Source organism: Scytonema hankhaensis NUACC26, assembly GCF_045865695.1.
Taxonomy (GTDB): domain Bacteria; phylum Cyanobacteriota; class Cyanobacteriia; order Cyanobacteriales; family Nostocaceae; genus Scytonema.
Genome location: NZ_BAACAP010000184.1, coordinates 17889 through 34257, shown reverse-complemented (window position 1 = coordinate 34257; position 16369 = coordinate 17889). Strand labels below are relative to the sequence as shown.

17 protein-coding genes and 1 pseudogene are annotated in these 16369 nt (G+C 40.0%); 5 read left to right on the top strand and 13 right to left on the bottom strand.

Going from position 1 to position 16369, the window contains the following annotated elements; genetic code table 11:
- Nucleotides 1-47 precede the first annotated feature (47 nt).
- Nucleotides 48-926 carry an NACHT domain-containing protein gene (locus ACKTT2_RS18055; RefSeq protein ID WP_407889363.1) on the bottom strand — a complete coding sequence of 293 codons (879 nt, stop codon included), beginning with the start codon at nucleotides 924-926 and terminating at the stop codon, nucleotides 48-50.
- Nucleotides 927-1209: 283 nt separating this feature from the next.
- On the opposite strand from ACKTT2_RS18055, the gene ACKTT2_RS18050 reads away from it, so the two are divergent.
- Nucleotides 1210-1539 (top strand): TRADD-N-associated membrane domain-containing protein, encoded by a 330-nt coding sequence (locus ACKTT2_RS18050; protein WP_407889361.1) that lies wholly within the window; start codon nucleotides 1210-1212, stop codon nucleotides 1537-1539.
- Between the two features lie 43 nt (nucleotides 1540-1582).
- Here the strand turns inward: ACKTT2_RS18050 and ACKTT2_RS18045 are convergent.
- The 6 genes and pseudogenes from ACKTT2_RS18045 to ACKTT2_RS18020 all read right to left on the bottom strand — a co-directional run bounded on the left by ACKTT2_RS18045 (nucleotide 1583) and on the right by ACKTT2_RS18020 (nucleotide 7534).
- Nucleotides 1583-1814, bottom strand: a pseudogene (locus ACKTT2_RS18045) (hypothetical protein).
- Nucleotides 1815-1818: 4 nt separating this feature from the next.
- Nucleotides 1819-2067 (bottom strand): hypothetical protein, encoded by a 249-nt coding sequence (locus tag ACKTT2_RS18040; RefSeq protein ID WP_407889359.1) that lies wholly within the window; start codon nucleotides 2065-2067, stop codon nucleotides 1819-1821.
- Nucleotides 2068-2123: 56 nt separating this feature from the next.
- Nucleotides 2124-4895 carry a tetratricopeptide repeat protein gene (locus ACKTT2_RS18035; RefSeq protein WP_407889411.1) on the bottom strand — a complete coding sequence of 924 codons (2772 nt, stop codon included), beginning with the start codon at nucleotides 4893-4895 and terminating at the stop codon, nucleotides 2124-2126.
- 48 nt (nucleotides 4896-4943) lie between these two features.
- Nucleotides 4944-5810: a CHAT domain-containing protein gene (locus tag ACKTT2_RS18030; RefSeq protein WP_407889356.1), complete on the bottom strand. Its 867-nt coding sequence runs from the start codon at nucleotides 5808-5810 to the stop codon at nucleotides 4944-4946.
- 288 nt (nucleotides 5811-6098) lie between these two features.
- Nucleotides 6099-6623, bottom strand: coding sequence for a tyrosine-type recombinase/integrase (locus ACKTT2_RS18025; protein ID WP_407889353.1), 525 nt, complete (start codon nucleotides 6621-6623; stop codon nucleotides 6099-6101).
- Nucleotides 6624-6652: 29 nt separating this feature from the next.
- Nucleotides 6653-7534, bottom strand: coding sequence for an effector-associated domain EAD1-containing protein (locus tag ACKTT2_RS18020; protein ID WP_407889351.1), 882 nt, complete (start codon nucleotides 7532-7534; stop codon nucleotides 6653-6655).
- Nucleotides 7535-7975: 441 nt separating this feature from the next.
- Here ACKTT2_RS18020 and ACKTT2_RS18015 point away from each other — a divergent pair, with 441 nt between their 5' ends.
- Together ACKTT2_RS18015 and ACKTT2_RS18010 are read left to right on the top strand one after the other, a co-directional pair.
- On the top strand, nucleotides 7976-8338 hold the full coding sequence (locus ACKTT2_RS18015) for a trypco2 family protein (protein ID WP_407889348.1): 363 nt from the start codon (nucleotides 7976-7978) through the stop codon (nucleotides 8336-8338).
- 27 nt (nucleotides 8339-8365) lie between these two features.
- Nucleotides 8366-10174 (top strand): CHAT domain-containing protein, encoded by a 1809-nt coding sequence (locus ACKTT2_RS18010; protein ID WP_407889346.1) that lies wholly within the window; start codon nucleotides 8366-8368, stop codon nucleotides 10172-10174.
- A gap of 14 nt (nucleotides 10175-10188) precedes the next feature.
- On the opposite strand, the gene ACKTT2_RS18005 is transcribed toward ACKTT2_RS18010, so the two are convergent.
- Nucleotides 10189-10545, bottom strand: coding sequence for a hypothetical protein (locus tag ACKTT2_RS18005; RefSeq protein ID WP_407889344.1), 357 nt, complete (start codon nucleotides 10543-10545; stop codon nucleotides 10189-10191).
- A 484-nt stretch (nucleotides 10546-11029) separates the two neighbouring features.
- On the opposite strand from ACKTT2_RS18005, the gene ACKTT2_RS18000 reads away from it, so the two are divergent.
- Entirely contained in the window at nucleotides 11030-11407 is a 378-nt protein-coding gene (locus tag ACKTT2_RS18000) for a transposase (protein WP_407889342.1), read from the top strand.
- A gap of 133 nt (nucleotides 11408-11540) precedes the next feature.
- Here ACKTT2_RS18000 and ACKTT2_RS17995 read toward each other — a convergent pair whose 3' ends face one another.
- Nucleotides 11541-11957: a VOC family protein gene (locus ACKTT2_RS17995; RefSeq protein WP_407889340.1), complete on the bottom strand. Its 417-nt coding sequence runs from the start codon at nucleotides 11955-11957 to the stop codon at nucleotides 11541-11543.
- Between the two features lie 23 nt (nucleotides 11958-11980).
- The gene (locus ACKTT2_RS17990) at nucleotides 11981-12295 is read right to left on the bottom strand and encodes a hypothetical protein (RefSeq protein ID WP_407889338.1); all 315 of its coding nucleotides are present in this window, start codon (nucleotides 12293-12295) and stop codon (nucleotides 11981-11983) included.
- 106 nt (nucleotides 12296-12401) lie between these two features.
- Between ACKTT2_RS17990 and ACKTT2_RS17985 the strand changes: the two genes are divergently transcribed.
- Nucleotides 12402-12824 (top strand): hypothetical protein, encoded by a 423-nt coding sequence (locus ACKTT2_RS17985; RefSeq protein WP_407889336.1) that lies wholly within the window; start codon nucleotides 12402-12404, stop codon nucleotides 12822-12824.
- A 31-nt stretch (nucleotides 12825-12855) separates the two neighbouring features.
- Here the strand turns inward: ACKTT2_RS17985 and ACKTT2_RS17980 are convergent, their stop codons facing one another.
- Genes ACKTT2_RS17980 through ACKTT2_RS17970 form a run of 3 tightly spaced genes read right to left on the bottom strand, consistent with a single transcriptional unit; the run spans nucleotide 12856 to nucleotide 16366 of the window.
- Nucleotides 12856-13830: a DUF6262 family protein gene (locus tag ACKTT2_RS17980; RefSeq protein WP_407889334.1), complete on the bottom strand. Its 975-nt coding sequence runs from the start codon at nucleotides 13828-13830 to the stop codon at nucleotides 12856-12858.
- Complete coding sequence (locus ACKTT2_RS17975; RefSeq protein WP_407889332.1) at nucleotides 13830-15287, bottom strand: tyrosine-type recombinase/integrase; 1458 nt, start codon at nucleotides 15285-15287, stop codon at nucleotides 13830-13832. The genes ACKTT2_RS17980 and ACKTT2_RS17975 overlap by 1 nt, the downstream gene beginning before the upstream one ends.
- Nucleotides 15287-16366, bottom strand: a complete 1080-nt coding sequence (locus ACKTT2_RS17970) for a tyrosine-type recombinase/integrase (protein ID WP_407889330.1) — start codon at nucleotides 16364-16366, stop codon at nucleotides 15287-15289. The genes ACKTT2_RS17975 and ACKTT2_RS17970 overlap by 1 nt, the downstream gene beginning before the upstream one ends.
- Nucleotides 16367-16369: the final 3 nt, after the last annotated feature.

The window sequence follows — 16369 nt, the reverse complement described above, 5'->3', positions numbered from 1 at the left end:
AGTTGGCTGCAGAAGCGTCAAAACGTTCTTAGCTCTTGCTTTTCAATTCATCTTCGTGCTGGCAATAACAATGTATCCTCAATTTCCTGTCTTACTTCGCGGCTGACGTAACAATCGCTGTTGAGGCAATCAACTAGTAGTTTATTAGCATCGTAGTACTGCTGTAATAGTTCTTTTTGAGTGTCAGTAAATTGCCAATCGTGACCAATGTTGCGATGCTCAATCATTACGGCTCTGAGTTGTTCAGTCCAAACCCATTTGTCATATATTACCCAATCTTGAAGTACTTCATCGTTTTCATCTAAACCAGGTAATTTATTTTGAAATTCTTGAATTAGTTGTTGAAGCTTATTATTTGACTTAATATTTTGCAAAACAATAGAGAGAACTTTGTAGCTAGACCCAACATCAAGAGGACTATCAATTAAGTAAAATATTAAATTATCTATCAACATTTCTACTGGTAAAAAAAGTTCTTGATAATTTTTGACTTTTTCTATCGAGGCAAACAAAATAGAAACAACAACAACTTTATCTTTATTAACAGATACAAGAAAACTACCTTTCCCATAAATTTCAAAATAGGAAGCTCTCACTGCTGCCAATTTGTTGGGAGTATTGAGAGAATTGGCTTTTTGATTTACCCATTCTAAAAACTGTTGCAATTTATTATCTATAGGGACCAGACTATCAACCTTCTGCTTCATCAACTGCATCAATTCATCAGCCTTTCGCATCATCCCTGTGGTTAACAGAAAGACCTCTCGCCACCGCTTCTCAGTAATATGCTCTGCCAATCTTTCCCAAGCAGAATTGGCAACGATTTCTCTAGCAGCGAAATACTCATGAAATGTTAGGTGAGAAAAGGAATAAATACCTGTCGCCCGTGCTACTAGCAACCCGTGCTGGGCTTCAATCGACTTCAAAACGGCTTCGCTATCTAGTTCTAATTCCTTTGTTCTGGAGAAAGCTCATACTCACTAGCCAACTGAGTCAGAAAGTCCTGCGGGAATGGTTGCATCTGCTTAACTGTAATGTCCTAAAAGCTAGTTTAGCTAAGGATAAAAGATATGTAAGGCAATGTTAGGTTATGTCAGTCTAAGTTTCAGCAAAATCTCTCAAACGCAGTTGAGATATTGAGTGTAGAGGTGATGAGGACAGCTAGAACTCAAAGCTCTACTAAAAAATTGATAAACAAGGAGATACTTAATGAACAATCAAGAACCTCGTTTTGCCGATCGCTCCCAGCATACCGTAGATTTACAGAAAAATCCCAAACAACCTAACACCAACTCAGCAGTAGAAATGAATATCGCCCAAGAACGTCTGCGCCAAGCACGCCTCAGTTTCAATCTTGCCCTAGTCGCCACCGCTATGTCTAGCTTCATCAGTCTAACAGGTGCAGGACTGTTGCTGACAGAAAAGGCAAATGAGGGTGCGGTTACTGCTGCTGCAGGAATGGCTGCTAGCATTCGCTGTGTTCAGCTTGCCAAAGACGCCAATGACAGGCTTGAGAGGATTGGACAAGCTAAAAGATGAGAAATTTCGCGCTTCGTTCAAACGCTGGCAATGCGTTACAGTTTTATTGTCCGCGTCCTGGTTTACAATCTGCAAAACTATCATGCCTCCGTATCGAGGAAGCTAGCGATTCTCTTTCAGAGACACTACGTGAACGCCATCTCAATAACTGCTTCAACTGGATACTCAATTTCAGTAGCACGAGCAATTAGGGCAGCTCGAATTCGTTCAGGTAAGCGTTCCAAGATAACTTCGGCATCAGCAGAGGAAAGTTGTTCCAAAAGTTTTGCTTGCATAGCTTTACTGTTCGCTTGGGATTTGAACGTTATAAGGAGGTTCGGAGCTTCTCAGGATGATAGCTTCCAGTTCCAATAATAGCGCAGGGTTTTCCCAGTAAGAAATTGGTTGCACAGCAATACGAACTTCTTCATCACTATATTTGTCGAGCCACGCCCACAAAAAAGCTTTGTGCCCACCAATGAAGCGACTCCGCAGATTCTTAGTTTTACCGATTGTATTGCAACCCATCGGTTTTGTGTCTGATGGCATAGATACCAGGACGAGCAGGAATTTTGCCAAAAGAGCGGCTTAAGGGAAGGCATTGCTCAAAGGGAGTGAAGGCGATCGAGATTTTCACGGCAGGTAACTGTGTTAGGATGGTGGACACCTAATTGTTGTTCCAAAATTTCCAGAGCTTTTAGGTACAGAGGTTCAGCTTCGCTGTACCTTCCTTGGGATTTATAGAGTCCAGCCAGGTTGTTGAAACTGGTGGCGGTATCAGGATGCTCCTGTCCCAACAGGCGTTGCCACAGTTGCAAAGCTTTTAGGTACAGAGGTTCTGCTTCGCTGTACCTTCCTTGAGAGTGGTAGAGTAATGCCAGGTTATTGAGGCTTTGTGCGATATCAGGATGCTCCTGTCCCAGCAGGCGCTGCCTCAGTCGCAAAGCTTGCTGATACAGAGGTTCTGCTAGGTCGTAGCTTCTAAGAGATTTGTAGAGCAATGCCAGGTTATTGAGGCTTTGTGCGATATCAGGATGCTCCTGTCCCAGCAGGCGCTGCCTCAGTTGCAAAGCTTTTAGATACAGAGATTCTGCTTGGTCGTACTTTCCTTGGAAGTAGTAGAGTCCTGCCAGGTTATTGAGGCTTTGTGCGATATCAGGATGCTCCTGTCCCAACAGGTGTTGCCACAGTTGTAAAGCTTGCTGATACATTTGTTCAGCTTGGTTGTACCTTCCAAGGGATATGTATAGCGCTGCCAGGTTGTTGAGACTAGTGGCGACATTAGGATGCTCCTGTCCCAACAGGTGTTGCCACAGTTGCAAAGCTTTTAGGTACAGAGGTTCTGCTAGGTCGTACCTTCCTTGGGAATGGTAGAGTCCTGCCAAGTTGTTAAGACTAGCAGCGACATCAGGATGCTCCTGACCTAACAGGCGTTGTCTCAGTTCCAATGCTTGCTGATACATTTGTTCAGCTTGGTCGTACCTTCCAAGGGATTTGTATAGCACTGCCAGGTTGTTGAGACTAGTGGCGACATTAGGATGCTCCTGACCTAACAGGCGTTGCGTAAGTTGCAATGCTTGCTGGTAAAGGGGTTCAGCTAGGTCATACTTTCCTTGAGAGTAGTAGAGTTCTGCCAAGTTGTTGAGGCTAGTGGCGACATTAGGATGCTCCTGACCCAACAGGCGTTGCCACAGTTCCAATGCTTGCTGGTAAAGGGGTTCAGCTAGGTCGTACCTTCCTTGGGAATGGTAGATCCCAGCCAAGTTGTTGAGGCTAGTGGCGACATCAAGATGCTCCTGACCTAACAGGTGTTGTCGCAGTTCCAATGCTTGCTGATAAAGGGGTTCAGCTAGGTTGTACCTTCCTTGGGAATGGTACAGTAATGCCAAGTTGTTGAGACTAGTGGCGACATCAGGATGCTCCTGACCCAACAGGCGTTGCGTAAGTTGCAATGCTTGCTGATAAAGGGGTTCTGCTAGGTCGTACCTTCCTTGAGAGTAGTAAAGTAATGCCAAGTTGTTGAGGCTAAGTGCGATAAGGGGATGTTCTTTTCCCAAACGGTCTCGCACTACTGATAAACACTGCTTTAACCAAGGTTCTGCTAGCGCATACAAACCCTGTCCAGAATAAAACCAACCTATCCCAGTAAAAACCCCAAGTAAATCGTCATCCCTGACTGCATCAATAAAATTTTGGGCAACTTCTTTAAGGTGGGGAATCGCATCTTGTACCGATACAATGAATTCACGGGTGGGAGAATCAGGGATTTCCCGCGCAATAGCCCCCATCGCTGTAGCAAAAGCTTGTTTTAATTCTACCTCCAACTCTTCTCCATCAGCAGCAATCGATGTAGTCGGTGAACAAGAGTTCTGTGTCAATTTCCCTTGCAGGAACTCCCGAATCAAAGGATGAATTTTATAGCAACCGTTTTTCCCTTCCAGTTGTTGAATGAGATAGCGCTTGTAGAGTTGCTTTTTCGCCTCGTTCACATTTGACGAATCCCAATTCAGTAACTCACTTGCAGACTCTACCAATTTCCAAGGAATCACGTCTGGCGCAAACAAACTCAATAATTGGCTGACACGCTGTGTCATCATCGTGAGTTCTCGCCAACTTAATTCAAATGCAGCTTTAACTCCTAGCTGTGCTGCACTCAAAGTTGGCTGTTGGCGTTCCAGTGCTTCATCTTCCAATCGCTGTGTCTTTAGCCGAACTAACATCTCTGCCAAAGACAAATCTGGATCTTCTGCCAAATACTGTCCCACCAATTCCAAACCCAAAGGCAGATATCCCAACCAAGCACACAACTCTTTAGCTGTTTGCTGTTCTTTTTGTAACCGCTTCTTACCAAGACTCGCTGTGAGTAATGCCACAGCCTCTGTTTTTGACAGCACATCCAAGGGGATTTCTTTAACAAAATTGGGGTTGAGATTTCGCAAGCGAGTTGTCATTAATACCCGAAAACGATTATCCTTGGGCAATACCTGAAAGCAACTGCTGACATCGGTGACATCATCCAATACTACCAAGACTAATCCCTCAGATGGTTGCCAATGCTGCCAGCACCACTGTGCTTGTTCTTGAGGATTCAGCAGTTGTCCACCCAACTCTTTTGGGACTTCCTTACCTATATATTGCTGGTAAAATAGCACGATTTTTGCTGCTAAATTAGATTCTCTCGCATTTAACCAGCAAATACCACCAGAATAATCGGCTTCATGTGTTCGTGCATACTGCGTCGCCAATTCGGTTTTGCCAACTCCTCCCATACCTGCAACAGCAGCGATCGCTACAGTCTTTGATTTCTGCATTTCTCGATGCAGCTGACTCAGTTCCCGCTTTCGTCCAACAAATTTGTCAGCGCCTTTATAAGGAATATATTTTGGGGGATTTAACTTTGTCCGTTCCCGTTCGGACGACTCCAGTCAAAAGTTTAAAATTTGACTTTGAATGTTAATATCCCCTGTTCCCTGATTTAAGTTCACTACTTTTTCAATATTGTTCGTAAAACTTTGGTGACTTGAGGGTTGAGACGGTAAATTGTCCCCCTCCTGCGCTCCTTGAGTCACGTTTGGCGAGGCTAACGCTTGCGGTTGCGATTTGATAGCATTTTCTGGTTCTTGCACTGCTTGCGGAACTCCTGAGTCTGCGGTAGGAGGGGCTTCTATTCTGAGCGCGAGCGCTATAAACCCGCCTTTGGGCGATGCTTCCAAAGGGAGGCGTCTTTCGGGCGATCGCTCCCTCAGTTTTAGCACGGGAGTCTCTGATTCTGGAATCCCCTCTAAATCAATTGATGCACAGCCAACTTCAAAACAATCTTCATAAGAATAACCAGCACCTAACGTGTCATAGAATGCTACAGCAAACTTGATGGCAGCCACATCCCCAATCGCCCGGTTCATACCTATGACACAGTCAATATACTGGTAAATTGCATCGGCTTGTTCTTGACTATAACAGGCGTTGAGCAAAACACACTCTACCTTGCTCCTAAATAACTTAAATAACCTTGCCAGAGATTCACCACGCACCAGTTGCACTTGCCCAAAGTTATTCTCCAAAGCTAAACCAGTGCTTCCCAAACCATGCCCGCAAAAGTGAACAAGAGTCGGTTCGTGGTATAATAAAGCACGACGCAAGTCATCAGTTCGTACCGCCCACTCGGTCACAATTTCAAACTGCTCCCGATTTCTAGCTTGTCGCAGCGCTGCTTGGATTTCCCTTACCTCTTCATCCAAGCGTAACTTGTTTGTGTCCAAAGGATTTGCTGATAATATCAAGATTTTTTTCACGATTGTTATCGCTTGTGGGCAATACAACAACGCCTAAACTTTAATACAGCTTAACCATACTATTTTCCCAAATCTTGACAAGGGAATAACCCATATTCTTGCTCCAAAACCCCCAGTAACCTTTTCTCGTAATCGAGCTAATACAGATGCGCGACATTAAAACAATAAACCGCTTTGACATTAAGCCAAGGCGGTCTGCTTAATATAGTTATTGTCGGTATAAAGTCTGAAATTTGAATCATGGGGCTGCTTGAGCCAATCTGTGTTTAACCATGTCAGACTCAATTACTATAATGCAACATAGCTTTTTCGGTAACCTTTACCGAATACAGTGATTTGTCCGGTATCACCACGGGGCTTGAGGTCGCGCCATTTTAGCTCGCACAGTTCGCTCACCCGCAACCCAGCAAAGTAGAGCAAGCGGATAATGGTGCGATCGCGCTTGTTGGTTGTTACATTTATCAGTAATTGTACCTGTTCCTCAGTAAGAATTCGCTCAGCCAACCGATTTTTTCCTTTAGGGGACTTAACTAGTATTCCCAAATTAGACGGTATAACTCCTAGCTCTTTAGCAAAAGAAAATAAGCTTTTAATCGCTCCCACCGCCACCCGCTTGGAATTGTCGCTCTTACTGAGTGTCATCGCCCACAAATGGATGTCCATCAAAGTGCAATCTGCTAGGGGCTTATTGTTCACATGAAGAAAAAACCTAGAAGCATAGCGACGGTAGCCGTCAACGGTGTTTTTGCTTTTACCGTGCAGCCAGAGGTCAATTAATTCTGAGTTTGTGAGCGTGGCGGAACTATTCAACATTGGGTATTCTTATGTTGAATCCATTCCCATTAAACCTCAGCCGGAGAGCAAAAGTAATTTTTCGTTTTTATTTCACGCGTGGGATAAAGTTTGTCCTTTAACAAGAGTGCAATTTGAGTGTCTTTCTGTTTTTTATTTGTTCCATCATCTAGACTGATGATTTTTATATTGTTTCTATTCACATGATTAATTTGAAAAACAGCTTCTAATTCACAACAAATATTAGCGTCCAACAATTCTAAAATCCCTAAAACTTCATTTATTAGACAATCGTGTAATATTCTCGATTCATTTTGCAATCCAAATTCCCATTTAGGAGCTTCTGGTTTTCCTATAGGTGTTCCCCTCCAAATGTTATACTGGCTTACAAGTGACTTACGTTCACTTAATGGCATACGTCCATTTCTTAAGTTGAAACATAACTCTCCATTCTTGATCCCAAACTTAATATCTATACTTTCTCCTGAGTGGTTTGGACAGAGCTTTGGAATTCTTACTTCTGGTGTACCAAATGAAATGCTTAGATCAACCCGCAGCTTTTGGGGAGGAACAGCCTCGTAAAGCTTTATTTCAATAGTTGCCAAATTTGCATATATGTGTTCTTCAAATATCTTTGTTTCTACTGATTTTTTTATTTGTGTATAATAATTGGGCAACAATTCTTTGGCAATAATTTGCAAGCTGAAGTTTCCAGGATTTGATTGACGTGCAGCGAAAATTAGTTGTGGCAGAAAATTATCAGCTTCGGCTTTTCTTATTAACTCAAAAACAATTGTTCGTAAGCTGTTGCCAAGAGTAATTTCGTCTAAATTTTTCTCAAGCTCAAGCCACAACATTTGCTTTAATGATGAGCGGTCGGGAAAAGCATCAATTAGAGCATCGTGTAGTTGTTGACGCTGCTGCTTATTCATATTGTCAAGACAAGTTATACCAAGTTGCCAAAGTGAGTTTTATTTGCGGCCCAGATTCCCTACTAGGGCTATTTCATTCTATCATTACTATAAGCGATCGCACCATTACCTCCAGAACCAAAATGCAGTCATACTATGCACTCACAGGGATTGTTTAACTTATACCCAAACCCTTGGGCGCAAGCCTGAACTATTAGAGCAACGTGTGAAGTTCGCACAACGGTCGTTGCTATTACCGTGAAGTTGGGACGCTTAGGTGCGAAAAGCATGGGTCTAGAGTTGCTAGCTTACCTAAAATCTGTCCCTCTCTAGCCAGTTATACCGTTCTAAAAAAAAGAGGTAGATTGTTTGTAGAAAATTTATTGTATTATTTGTGCTATTGCTCATACAATCTGAAGTAAAATTTGTTAATAAACAAGCTAATTCTTAAAGGACACTGTCATGCTAGAAGAAAGCCGCATTGGACTAGCGGAGCTAATTGAGCAAGTCAAGCGCGAGTTGCTTTCAACAACACAAGATACAGAAGTGCCTCTTTTAAGTGTGGATACTGTAGAACTGGAGCTACAAGTGACAGTACGTAAAGAGGGAAAAGCTGGTTTAAAAGTTTATGTTGTTGAAATGGGTGGAGGAGGAAGCCTAGATGATATCCAAAAAGTAAAAGTTACCTTATCTCCACTTTTAACTAAAGAAGCACGCCTTGCTATTTACCAAAAGCGTTATCCACAGCGCTGGACAGAGTTAATGAATAAAAGTGTCGAAGCTTTGACTAAAGGTGGCGATGATAATTTAGGTGATGAGTACTGATAAGCTGAAGTTCAAGGAAGCATATAGGTGGAGTTATTAAGGTTATGTCTCTCACCCATAAATAAACGTCATTTCAAAATATCTGCCTACTCAAACGCAGGTGAGGGAGAAACTGAGTCAACATTGCCTTTTTTTGAGAACGATATCGATCTACTTAATACCGTCATCAAAACACTAGATGCTGTTGATTTTTCTTTGACACATTTTAAACAAGAAGAACTGGACTGGATGATAAGGCTTAGTCTTCTCAAAGAAGATAGGAGTGCTTTTCATCCAAACTTACTGGCAAATATTGGACACCATCTTTTCCAAGCTCTTTTTCCCGCAGCAAGTCAAGTAGAGAAAATATTGGAACGGGCAATCACTTTATCTGAAGATAGACACACCCAACTGCACATACAGTTTCAGTTTCATGCCAACTCTGAACAGCCTTATAGGCTACCTTATTATCCTTGGGAGTTAGTGCATAATGGTCAAAAATTTTTAGCACAGGATCGTGTTACTTTTTCGCGGTATATTGCTCATCGCAGTACACCACCTAACCTACCACCTGTTGATAAGGTTAATGTACTACTAATCTCCTCGGCAGCTTTTGATTTAGAGAATCAACTCAAGCCGTTTTCTAGCAGTGAACAACAAGCAATACGCAAAGGGATAGACAAAGCCACGCGAAAAAAATTAGTTTCTCTCACTAAACTTAAAGTGGCTAAGTTCAATGAATTACGTATTTATTTAACTGAGAATCGGGATAATAAAGCTCCTCATGTAATCCATTTTGATGGACATGGTATATATGGAAAGCGTTGTACTTTTGATAAATGCAGAAAAATTAATCCCGGCATCAAAATAGAAAAGTGCAAATGGTGTGGTTCTTCTCTAACTAGTCCTGAAGGATATTTAATTTTCGAGGATGATGAGAATAAAGCTGATTACGTCAGTGCTAGCAAGTTTGGCGATTTAATACAGCAAACTAGTTTTGGTAATGAAAAGCAACGGGGTGTATTCTTGGTAGTACTTAGCGCTTGCAAATCTGGGATGGCGTTGGCTGGTGATTCAGATTTTAATGGTATTGCTCAAAATTTGATTAGTCGGCAAGTACCTGCAGTCGTGGCGATGCAATATCTTATCAGAGTACCAGCTGCGACTGCTTTTGCGGAGCAGTTTTATCGCTCTTTAGGTCAACGAAATCTTTTGGCTACCGCAGTAAGCCATGCTCGTGAGGCAATGGGTTTTGATAGTAATCAATGGTATCGCCCAGTACTCTACCTACGTTGGAAGGATAACGAAGGCGGAACACTTTTTACTGAGTCGTCAGCATCCGTCTCACCACATGGAATAGAGCAGCAAGTAATTCAACATTTAGCTAATCAACGAGATTCTGTAACATCTACGGAAGTTTCTGTAGAGTTGAGTAATGCAGTAGATGAAGTAGTAGAATCTGTAATAAAACCAACTCAATTCCTTAATCGAGCAGAAATATGGTTGGAGGATGAAAATTTTAGATGGGAGTTAGCATCTAAACTCGCAAAGAAAACTTTAAAAGTAGAAAATTTAAGAATTTACAAAAGTTCACAAGCTAAAAAGCAAGCAAAAGATCGGTATCAAGTTAACTTGTATAACTGTCTAAATTGGCTTTTAGAGGCATTCAAAACTTGGCAAGCTAAAGAAATAGATAAATTTTACAAAGATTTAAGTGAGTTTCCTTGGCAACTTTATATTGAGGCTCTGAATCTTTTTAAGGAGATTGCATCTAAAGATGTTGATGACAGAAATGTAGTTCGTGTCATACATTTCCATGTTGATATCCTAATGGAGAAAATCAATAAATTTAAATAAATGTACAATTTCTTTTAAAATTTCCATCGTTTTTTCCTCCAATGACCTCTAACTAGAGTTCCGTTTCTATAATGTTCTTTAACCCAGGTAGAACCGTCTTTACCGTTAAAACTAACTGGCTGGCTTATTTGCAATCCTTGGGATAATTGGTTTTGTTTTGAACTTTTTATTTGATGAGAAATAGTTTTTTGAGGAGGTGGGGGCTTTGGTTCAAATTGTTTATTGTTAGCTTGATAAGTTTTGAGGCTTTCTATTGCTAATTCTAAGTAGAGTACAGTTTGTTCTACTTCTGAAGACTGCAAACTAATTAATCTAAAACGAATCCTTTCCAAAGTTTCTATAAATTGAGTTAAATAATCTTTTAATGTCATATAAAAAAAATTGAGTCGCTCTATCAATTTAGAATTGATTGAATCGGAAAAAATGCCACTTGGTTTATATTTTGATTTCCTAATATTTCATATTATGAGTGACTATCAAATAAGTCACTACCGCTAACTAGGACAGGATTTACTAACAAAATTTTCAAATCAAAAGCTAATAAATTTAGTCAATGTCAATTTACTAAAAATCCTAACAATAGACAGATAAATAATAGAAATAAATTGGAAAGTTATATTTGGGAAACTATCAGATAAATCTTCAATTTTTCAAAATAGACTTTTGATGCTAAAAGAAGATGAACGGCATCTAAATGCATTAGCACTGAGAGTCAAAGTATATATTAATACAAACAAAAAATATAGACTGTAGTGGTCTAGCAAGCTCAAATACGCAATCTTACTTTTGTCAGACCATCTTGCCATTAGCTAGAAATCTTAACGAATCTTGAAGCTCAGTGTTTTGAGCTTTAAGATGAGAAACAATAACGATAAGTATCTTACCCTTCTTGAACAAATTCGCTGGGGCGCAAAGCCTAAGTGTCCTTACTGCGAATCAACAAATGCAACAGCATATAAGGAGGAACGGAGATACCACTGTAATACTTGTTATACTTCGTACAGTGTTACCGTCGGTACGCTATTTCATAAAACTCATGTCAGCTTGGAAAAATGGTTTTTGGCAATTCGCCTTATCCTAAATTCGCCAGAAGGCATCAGTGTCCGTAAACTGGCAAAAGTTGTCGGAGTCAACAAGAATACTGCTTGCTATATGATTGAGCGTGTCCACAAAGCTGCATCTGAAGAGCGGGAACTCATACAAAAGCTTGTAAATATTCATCTCCCTAATTGACAGGGAGTTTACTGTGCAAAAAAGACCCCATGATGTGGGGTCTTTTTCAATGCTGTCCTAAATGTCACGAATTTGCTTTTCTACAGGTGCTAGGGCAACAGCAAGGGGCTGTGCGAACAATACAGACCAAGGTTTATATTTTAAACGAGCGATCGCACATTTCAGATGCTCCATCAGTCTCAAACCGTTGAATCTCAATCAAATAACCATCCGGGTCACGCAAAAAACAGTGGTATATTTTATACTTTTCGTTAAATGTGGGCGGCTTTTCAAATTCTACACCGCGTTGCTTGAGGTACTCGTACCACTGGTCTACAAGCTGGGTGACAATAGTGAAGATAACGCCCGTTCGTGTAGCGTCCTCTTTTGTTGCACTCTCGTTCCTTTGGCACAATCCCAAGTATCCAGAACCAGTTACAGTATAAATCCGGCAACTGCCTTGGTCAAGCCACAACTTCAGACCTAGCTTATCTTCATAGAACTTAGTCGAGGTGGCAAGGTCGTTGGTGTATAAAAAAGTGATTTGTTGGTCAATTGGTGGGGGAGACATGGGATGTGTTACCCGAAATACCTTCAACTCGCTTGAGTTGTTTGCTTGCTAGCCAAATACTGCTCGATCGCTTCTCTAATCAAATCCGGTATCGTGCAATTTTCTTGGTCAGCTAAATCCTTGAGTTGGCGCTTTATATCAGGATGTACCTGCGCCTTAACTTGCTCTGATAGCGGTTCAGACCTACCGTTGTCAAAGCGATATTTTGTACCAAAATCAGGGTTGCCACCTCTTCGCGCCATGAACAAATATCTAACCAACTCATTAACTAAATTTTCATACAGTACAACAACAGGTTTGTTTGCCCTATTAGTACTGTACGGTGCTATTGTAGTCATATGAATGAAAGAAGTGCAATTTCTTTCATCCAATATTTAAGTCTTCCACCGTCCCAATGATTCCTAAAGGATTGGAGCGGCAGTCGTTGCGCCCGGTAATTCCATAATGACACAAACTCAGAATGAAGGAAAGCTTGACCCAAAGCAGAATGCTCAGTCCAGTTTGGAGACCAATAATTCCCACTCCCAGGAAATTGCCTTTTCTGAGAAGCTTTCTTGGGATAACACTTTCAACGTCGAAGTTGTTGAACTTGGAGAACTCAGAGAAGAAGAGTTACATTTGCGCCTTCATCTAGAACGGAAGGTAGAAAGGTCATTTTACGAGGCGGGTAAGGCTTTGATGGAACTGCGGGACAAGCGTTTGTATCGAAACACACACAAAACCTTTGAAGAATACTGTCGCGATCGCTTTGGTCACAGTCGGCAAAAATCCAATTATTTGATAGCTGCTGCTGATATTTTTGAAAATTTGACAACCATTGGTTATATGCACCACAACGTCCACAACGTGTGTCTGGTAAGGGTTTGACGTTATGTGTAGTTTACACAATGTTGAAAGCTCATCGCTGTTGTCTCTGTCGTAAATACTCTAAAGTCCATCCACGTTCGAGCATAGTTTCAAAGGATACAGCTTGACCATTCGGTTCATAAACTATAATCCCTTGTTCTGTTCTTTGACTAGCGATAATAAGACCAGATGCCTTTGCTAAACAGTACCATTCAGAAAAAGTAGCTTCTAATTGACTAGCAACTCTATCTTCATCGGACTGTGACGGTACCCAACCGGATTCTAACGCTTTTCGGAATAATCCTACTTTTGACCGGATTTTTGTTCCCGTAGATAAAGCTTCTTTCACTACGGATAAAGCATTTTTTATTTGTTGCTTGGATGAAGATTTAACCAATTTGTTGAGGGGTTCATTAAGTTTAATTCCTAAAAGCTTTAATTCAGATTGTAACTCTTCATTGAGAAAAGAGTCAAGGATTTGAGCGGGTTGATTTTCTTGGTAAAAATCGACAATTTTATCAGAACTAGAAACTTTAGGAGATTGAGCGAGTTCTAATTCTTGCTTCAACAACTCATTGGCCGACTGAAGTTGCTGTATTTGCTCTACTTGTTTTTGATTTTCCAATTTCAAATGTTCCAGGAGCTTTTGAGTGTCTTGTTGTTGGTATAATTTACCAATCAATACCTGATTCGCTTGTTTAGATTCTAACAACATAGCATTCAATCTTTTAATTTCTGACCGGAGTGTGTAGATAATTGTAGCTTGGGAATTGTTTGACGCCGTTTTTTGTGAGGGAACTGGACGTTGTTGATGACTTAGGGAATGAATTCGTTCTTTTAACTCTGGATACTTATATATATAACTAGTAGAAACTCCTGCTAATCTAGCTACGTTAGCTATAGTTATGGGTTGATTAGAGCTAGTTAACTTTCTAATAGCTTTATCTGTTGCCTCAGAAGCGAAACGTTTTTTCTCTTGAGCTGCTTGACTTAGAGCAGCAACCCGTTTACTTTTTCCATCATTCATTAATCTTTCTCCAATTCATTAATAATATTGTTTAGGTTGTTCAAAACTTCTTCATTAACTTGAATTTGGCGCTTCCAGTTGTTAGCGAGTGCTATTTCTAAAGCTTGGTGAGTACGCTCTCTATGTTCTTTGTGTTTGTCTAAGAATTCTCTGGTAGTACGAAAATCACCACATTGAAGACAAGCATTCCCCTTAGAACAATCTAAATGTGCAGGCAAAGCACAATATCCATGAGTCAAAACTTCACCTAAAACTTGTTTTTTCATCCATTGTAGTTCTGCATTCTTGTCCAAATATGCAAATTCTGATTTGACAATTTCTCCGGTCATGTTAACAACTTTACTATGATAATTTTCAATCTCCTTTTTCAAAGTAGAATCCATAAGATGAGCATAAACTGAAGTCATAGTTGGCGAAGTATGTCCTAAATACCTCTGAATAATATGATGGGGAACATTATTGTTAATCATCTTTGTTCCTACTGTATGACGAAACTGGTGGCTTTGAAAGTGCCAAGTCGAGTGAGAATTATCGTGAATGTTAAACTTATAAGCCAACCAATTCAGATATTGATTAAATTTCTGAGATGACATGAGTTTAGGCAAGGGAGAAAATTCCACTAATTCTTGATTTTCAAAGTAACGAGTTGAACTACAAAACAAGTATTTATATTCAGAACTTAAAGAGTTACGAATATAGTCTTGTTGTGCCTTAATTACTCCGGCTAACTCATGAGAGATAGGAATAATATCTTCTTTTTTCATCTTCCAGCGTATGAACTTAAGAAACCATCCTCCTGTAGAATCTTGCTGTAAACAGTCCTTGTTTAACCCTACAAGCTCACTCACTCTTAATCCACACTCTTGAATAACTAATACCATTCGTTGTATCGGCTCTGGTAAAGCTATAAGATGCTGGTTAAGTTGCGATAGTACATCATCAGGAATAAACCGAGGTGTTACCTTAATATCTTTTTGTGCTGCACCGATCCAATCTCCTAAGAATTCATGAGAGATGTTAAACCAACCTTGGATATTACCTACATCTAAAAAAACTTTTAGACATATTAGATGTCTTTTGATATGAGACGGCTTATATTTTTGCTGCTTTAAGTAAATGTAGTATTCTGTTAAAATCCTCTCGTTTATTTGATGAACGTGGGTTAATTCTGGGAAAAACCTAGCTAAAAAGAAACTAAAGCATTTGATAGCTTTTAAATTTCCACAGATACTTAAAAATTCTAGACTAGCTGCTCGATAAAAAATATATTTTTTGGTAAATTCTTTCAACCAATTTTGTTGTATGCGCTGAAAGTACAACTTAGTCTCTGAGTTACCAGGACGCACCTTTAATCCTAATTCTTCAGCAGTCCACACATCCTTTGACCAAAACTTAGTTGGGTGAACCTGAGTGGGGTTAAGACTAGAAGATGAAATTTGTTTTTGATGAACCTGCATTATTTTTGATTTTCCAAGTATTCTTGATATTTCTGAGCTAAATCTTCATTATTGAGATGGACATAAGTATTAACTGTTGTTTGAATATCAGAATGCCCTAACCGTTTCTGAACGTGAGCCATATCCCAATTCGCTCTAATTAGTTCTGTAGCATGTGTATGCCTCAAAAGATGGGGATGGGCTTTCACTCCTGTTTTCAAAGCTAAACGTGTGAATAAATTATCCACATTAGACTTTGACATTGGCTCGCCCAATGGTTTTTTCCAGCAATTAACAAATACGTAGTCGCTGTCTACTTCAGGATACTCATTTACTAAATATGTTGAATACATCCGCATTAACTCTTTAGAGACGTGAATCACTCTGTCTCCTGTCTTCGCCCTAGCACAATTAATATTATCATCTCTGTCAACCACATGAATCTCATTAACTCCTTTGGAACGAATATCTTCATGTCTTAACCCTAATGCCTCTCCTATTCTCATGCCAGTTTCATAAAGTAGGCAGATTAAAAACTTATCCCTGAGATTACTACAGCTATCAATCAGCTTAAAGACTTGGTCTTTCGTCAAACATCCTGGAAAAGTTTTCGGCTCTTTTAATTTAAGAATATTTGTCCTCATCATCCCAGATTGAGTATGATGTAAGAGCGATTTGTACTTCAGCTTAGATTTATCTATTCTTTTTGTTTGGTAAATATTCAGCTCATCAACTGCTCCCAATCGACTTTGAAACTCATAGAATAATCTCACAGTCTTCAGAATATGATTAATCGTTCTCTCCGTTCTGCAAGCCGTTTGTTTTGGCAAATTAACAACTTTGGAATTTGTGGTTTTTAACCAATGTATAAATTCCGATAAATTCAGAATTGTTATCTTAGTCCAATCAATTCCTATTTCTTGTAAAAATTCCCAGTAAAGCTTAAGGTTTCTTGCATAGGCTTTTATGGTATTCGGCGAGTAATTTTTATTCTCCAAGTATCGTAAATAATCATGGATTGGAATTATTACAGAGTAATCAGAGTTTAGAACTATCCAGACTTCTTTTCCTTCTGGAGTTATTCCCTTCTTTACTTGCATAGG